Raw genomic sequence first — 5,368 nt, forward strand, 5'->3', positions numbered from 1 at the left:
GCGAAGCTCGTGCTGCTGGCCCATCACCAGCGCGACCAGGCCGAGACCCTGTTGTTGCAGGCTTTGCGCGGTGCCGGCGTGGCGGGGCTGGCCGGCATGCCGCGCAACATCGAGCGCGAAGGCATCACCTGGGTGCGCCCCTGGCTCGACCATCCGCGCGAACGGATCGAAGCCTATGTCCGCCATCACCGTCTGCGCTACGTCGACGATGACAGCAATGCCGATGCGAGGTTTGCGCGCAACCGGCTGCGCTGGCAGGTCTGGCCCGCATTGAGCAAGGCGTTTCCACACGCCGAGGCGAGCCTCGCGTCGGCCGCGGGCTGGGCTGCTGAAGCCAGCGCCTGTCTCGACGAGCTGGCGGCGCAGGATCTGGTGACGCTGTCGAGCCAGGCTGGTTTGAACCTGAAGGGCTGGCAGAGTCTGAGCCCACCACGGCAGGCCAATGCCCTGAGAAGCTGGCTGAAGCGGCAGACCGGGCAGGTGGCGCCAGCCAGCCTGGTGCTGCGCCTGCTGGAGGAACTGCCGGCAGTGGGCTCCGCGCAGTGGGATGCCCCCGGTGGCCGGTTGCGCCGCTACCGCGGCCAGTTGCGTTTCGAGGCCGCAGACAGGGCTCCGCAAGACGATGCGGCGCGCGAGACCGTGCTCAGCATCCGTCGCGCCGGCCGATTTGCCTTGCCCGGCTGGGGCGGGCACCTGATTGCCAGCCGGGTGAAGGAGGGCGGGGTGCCGCTGGCCTGGCTGGCTCACCTGGAACTGCGGCCTCGTCAGGGTGGGGAGCAGTTTCAGGCCGGCATCGGGCGCCCGGCCCGCAGCCTGAAGAAGCAGTTCCAGGCGGCCGAGTTGCCGGAATGGGAGCGCAGCGGCCCGCTGGTCTACAGCGGTGGGCAGTTGGTCTTCGTGCCAGGCCTGGGCCTCGATGCCAGGGTGCTGGCCCTGCCAGGCCAGCCGCAAATTGGCTTGCACTGGCACAGCGGCTAAAATGCGCGGTTGCTCCGTACGGGGCAATCCCTCCGATTTTCGCGAAACCAGTTTTCATGGCACTCATCGTTCACAAATACGGCGGCACTTCCATGGGCTCCACGGAGCGCATTCGCAATGTCGCGAAACGCGTGGCCAAGTGGGCCCGCGCCGGCCACCAAATGGTCGTGGTGCCCTCGGCCATGAGCGGCGAAACCAACCGTCTGCTCGGCCTGGCCAAGGAGTTGTCGCCCGAGTTGGCCGGCGAGAGCATCCAGCGCGAACTCGACATGATCGCCTCCACCGGTGAGCAGGTCTCTGTCGGCTTGCTGTCCATCGCCCTGCAGGCTGAAGGCATGGAAGCCGTGAGCTACGCCGGCTGGCAGGTGCCCATCGCCACTGACAGCGCGTACACCAAGGCGCGTATCCAGAGCATCGACGACAAGCGCGTGCGCGCCGACCTCGCCGCCGGCAAGGTGGTCGTTATCACCGGCTTCCAGGGCATCGACGACAAGGGCCACATCACCACGCTGGGCCGTGGCGGCTCCGACACCTCGGCCGTGGCCGTGGCCGCGGCCATGAAGGCCGACGAGTGCCTGATCTACACCGACGTCGATGGCGTCTACACCACCGATCCGCGCATCGTGCCCGAGGCGCGCCGCCTGCACACTGTGAGCTTCGAAGAGATGCTCGAGATGGCCAGCCTCGGCTCCAAGGTGCTGCAGATCCGCTCGGTGGAGTTCGCCGGCAAGTACCGCGTGCCGCTGCGCGTGCTGTCGAGCTTCACGCCCTGGGACATCGACCTCGCCGAAGAGGCCAAGTCGGGCACCCTGATCACTTTTGAGGAAGACGAAAAAATGGAACAAGCCGTTGTTGCAGGCATCGCGTTCAACCGCGACGAAGCCAAGATCTCCGTGCTGGGTGTGCCCGACAAGCCCGGCATTGCCTTCCAGATCCTCGGCCCGGTGGCCGATGCCAACATCGATGTCGACGTGATCATCCAGAACGTCTCCCACGACGGCAAGACCGACTTCTCCTTCACCGTGCACCGCAACGACTACGCCCGCACGATCGACCTGCTGAAAAACAAGGTGCTGCCGCAGACCGGTGCTGCCGAAGTCAGCGGCGACGCCAAGATCTGCAAGGTCAGCATCGTGGGCATCGGCATGCGCTCGCACGTGGGCGTGGCCAGCAAGATGTTCCGTTGCCTGAGCGAAGAGGGCATCAACATCCAGATGATTACCACCAGCGAGATCAAGACCAGCGTGGTGATCGACGAGAAGTACATGGAGTTGGCGGTGCGTGCGTTGCACAAAGCCTTCGACCTTGAGCAGGCGGCTGCATAAACTGGCTTAGAATCTGCGCCTCGTGCTGGAGTCGTGACCGAGTGGCCGAAGGTGCTCCCCTGCTAAGGGAGTATGTGGGCAAAACCTGCATCGAGGGTTCGAATCCCTCCGACTCCGCCAACCAGCCTTGCAAGAAGCCCCACTCGATGGGGCTTTTTTGTGCCCGCTCGTCATTGAAGGGCAGGCGGCGACACCCATCTACCGGTGCTTCGCACTGCACCTGGAGAGCGTGCTCATGCCAATCAATCCATTGATCTTGCTGTCGGCTCTGCTGCATCTGTACATCGGCTGGCGGCTGGTGCCGGATCTGGCGCAGCCGTGGATGGCGTGGTCGCTCGGCTCCGTGCTGGTCGCGTCAGCCGCCTTGATGCCCATGGGCCTGCTCGCACGGCGCGTTCGCAATCGGTCCTTCTCGGAGGCGCTCGCCTGGGCCGGGCTGCTCTTCATGGGCCTGTTCTCTTCGCTCTTCGTGCTGACGCTGCTGCGCGACGTGGCCTTGCTGGTGGTAGGCGTCGTGATGAACTCGACAGCAGGCCTCTCGGCCTGGACCGCCGAAGCCGTGCCCGTGGTCGCCGCGCTGGTCACGCTGTGGGGTTACGCCAATGCGCGCCGCCGCGCCAAGGTGGTGTCGGTCGACGTGCCGATCCACGGCCTGCCGCCGGCCCTGGAGGGCTTCACCATCGCGCAGATCAGCGACATTCACGTCGGGCCCACCATCAAGGCGCCGTACCTGCAGGCCATCGTCGATGCGGTCAATGGGCTGGAAGCCGACATGGTGGCGGTCACCGGCGACCTGGTCGACGGCAGCGTGCGCGAGTTGTCGCCGCATGTGGCGCCGCTGGCTGGTCTGAGTTCGCGCCACGGCACCTTCTTCGTCACCGGCAACCACGAGTACTACTCCGGTGCCCACGCCTGGATTGCCGAGCTGCGCCGGCTCGACATCCGCGTACTGATGAACGAGCACACGGTGCTGCAGCACAACGAGGCCTCGCTCGTGGTGGCGGGTGTCGCCGACTTCAGTGCACACCACTTCGACCCTTCCCACCGCAGCGACCCGCACGCTGCCATCGCAGGCGCACCGCTCGACGCACTGCGTGTGCTGCTCGCCCACCAGCCGCGCAGTGCCGAGGCCGCCGAGCGCGCCGGCTTCCATCTCCAGCTTTCCGGTCACACGCACGGCGGGCAGTTCTTTCCCTGGAACTTCTTCGTGCCACTGCAGCAACCCTTCACCGCCGGCCTGCATCGGCTGAAGAGCCTGTGGGTCTACACCAGCCGCGGCACGGGCTACTGGGGCCCACCCAAGCGCCTGGGTGCGCCTTCGGAGATCACGCGGCTGCGCCTGGTACCGGCCGCTGCCTGAGGCGATTTGTCCTCTCGTGCGCGGCAGGACATGCGGCTAAGCTGCGGCGCATGAATCGTCTTTCCGTCTTGCTGAAGGGATTGCTGAGCTTCTCGATCTGGGTGTCCACGCAGGCGTTCGCGGCGGACGATGGCATGGCGCAACGCGTGCTCGCCTGCACCGGGTGCCATGGGAAGGAAGGGCGCGCCACGAGCGACGGCTACTACCCGCGCATCGCCGGCAAGCCCGCGGGCTACCTGCAGCACCAGCTGCTCAACTTCCGCGATGGCCGCCGGCAGTACACACCGATGGCGCGGCTCATCGAGCCGCTGAGTGACGCCTACCTGCAGGAGATGGCCGCGTACTTCGCCGCGCTCGAGTTGCCGTACCCGCCCGCACAGCCGGCCACGGCGTCGGCCGAAGTGTTGCGCCGTGGCGAAAACCTGGCGCAGCATGGCGACACGGCGCGCGGCATCCCCGCCTGTGTGCAGTGCCACGGCCCCTCACTGACCGGCTTGGCGCCTGCCGTTCCCGGCCTGCTGGGCTTGCCTCGCGACTACCTTACTGCGCAACTCGGTGCCTGGAAGACCGGCACGCGCCGTGCGCACGCGCCCGATTGCATGGCGCAGATCGCCCAAGCCCTGGCGCCCGACGACGTGGCTGCCGTGTCGCAATGGCTTGCCGCACAGCCGATGCCTGCGCAAACCCAGGCCGTGAGCGCACTTGCGGCGCCTCTGCCCATGCCCTGCGGTGGCGTGAGCGAGGGAGTGCGATGAAGCGCTTTCTGTGGGCCGCAATGGCCGTGTTGCTGTTGCTGGGTGCCGCGGTGCTGGCGCTGAATTTCCGTGGTGAAGACCCGATCGACGAAGCATCGGCCCCGGCCTCTGCCACGCCGGAGCGGGTCGCACGCGGCGCGTACCTCGCACGCGCAGGCAATTGCATGGGCTGCCACACCGAACGCGGCGGCGAGCCCTATGCCGGCGGCCGCGGCATCGACACGCCCTTCGGTACCGTCTATGCCTCCAACCTCACGCCCGACCCTGCCACCGGCATCGGCACCTGGTCGGCCGACCACTTCTGGCGCGCGCTGCACAACGGCCGTTCGCGTGATGGGCGGCTGCTGTACCCCGTCTTCCCGTACACCAACTACACCGTGGTCACGCGGCCCGATGCCGATGCGATCTATGCCTACCTGCGCAGCCTGAAACCGGTGGCCCAGCCCAACCGCACGCATGGCCTGAGTTTCCCGTTCAACACGCAGGCGGCCTTGGCGGTGTGGCGCGCGCTCTACTTCAAGCCGGGCGAGCAGCCAGCCGACACCACGCAATCGGCCGACTGGAACCGCGGCGCCTACCTCGTGCAAGGCCTCGGGCACTGCAATGCCTGCCACGGCAGCCGCAACGCCCTGGGCGCTACCGCTGGCCCGCTGGACCTGGGTGGTGGCCTGATCCCCATGCAGAACTGGTATGCGCCCTCGCTGAGCGACCCGCGCGAAGCCGGCGTGGCCGACTGGCCGCTGCCCGACATCGCGCAGCTGCTCAAGACCGGCGTGAGCCCGCGCGCCTCGGTGCTCGGGCCCATGGCCGAGGTGGTGGGGCGCAGCACGCAGCACCTGTCGGAGGCCGATCTGAACGCCATCGCGGTCTACCTCAAGGCCTTGCCGCCCAGCCATGCCAACGCCGCACCACCCACCGGGCCTGCGCCCGCGTCGAACGGCGCCAAGCTC

5 protein-coding genes and 1 tRNA gene are annotated in these 5,368 nt (G+C 67.3%); all 6 read left to right on the plus strand.

Annotated elements, in window-relative coordinates:
- Positions 1–9 precede the first annotated feature (9 nt).
- The gene (gene tilS / locus VFL64_RS20230) at positions 10–978 is read left to right on the plus strand and encodes a tRNA lysidine(34) synthetase TilS (protein WP_489542187.1); all 969 of its coding nucleotides are present in this window, start codon (positions 10–12) and stop codon (positions 976–978) included.
- A 56-nt stretch (positions 979–1,034) separates the two neighbouring features.
- Positions 1,035–2,303, plus strand: coding sequence for an aspartate kinase (locus VFL64_RS20235; protein WP_489542188.1), 1,269 nt, complete (start codon positions 1,035–1,037; stop codon positions 2,301–2,303).
- A 27-nt stretch (positions 2,304–2,330) separates the two neighbouring features.
- Positions 2,331–2,423: transfer RNA gene (locus tag VFL64_RS20240), tRNA-Ser, on the plus strand.
- Positions 2,424–2,538: 115 nt separating this feature from the next.
- Positions 2,539–3,663, plus strand: coding sequence for a metallophosphoesterase (locus VFL64_RS20245; protein ID WP_489542189.1), 1,125 nt, complete (start codon positions 2,539–2,541; stop codon positions 3,661–3,663).
- Between the two features lie 50 nt (positions 3,664–3,713).
- Positions 3,714–4,418 carry a c-type cytochrome gene (locus tag VFL64_RS20250; RefSeq protein ID WP_489542190.1) on the plus strand — a complete coding sequence of 235 codons (705 nt, stop codon included), beginning with the start codon at positions 3,714–3,716 and terminating at the stop codon, positions 4,416–4,418.
- The coding region (locus VFL64_RS20255) for a c-type cytochrome (protein WP_489542191.1) at positions 4,415–5,368 on the plus strand (954 nt) is incomplete at its 3' end. The genes VFL64_RS20250 and VFL64_RS20255, both read left to right, overlap by 4 nt.

This window comes from Rhizobacter sp. (assembly GCF_035702065.1).
Taxonomy (GTDB): Bacteria; Pseudomonadota; Gammaproteobacteria; order Burkholderiales; family Burkholderiaceae_C; genus Rhizobacter.

Excerpts from the sequence above, each read along its gene's own strand:
- VFL64_RS20245 (WP_489542189.1), top strand. The coding sequence starts at position 2,539 with ATGCCAATCAATCCATTGATCTTGCTGTCGGCTCTGCTGCATCTGTAC.
- VFL64_RS20235 (WP_489542188.1), top strand. The coding sequence starts at position 1,035 with ATGGCACTCATCGTTCACAAATACGGCGGCACTTCCATGGGCTCCACG.
- VFL64_RS20250 (WP_489542190.1), top strand. The coding sequence starts at position 3,714 with ATGAATCGTCTTTCCGTCTTGCTGAAGGGATTGCTGAGCTTCTCGATC.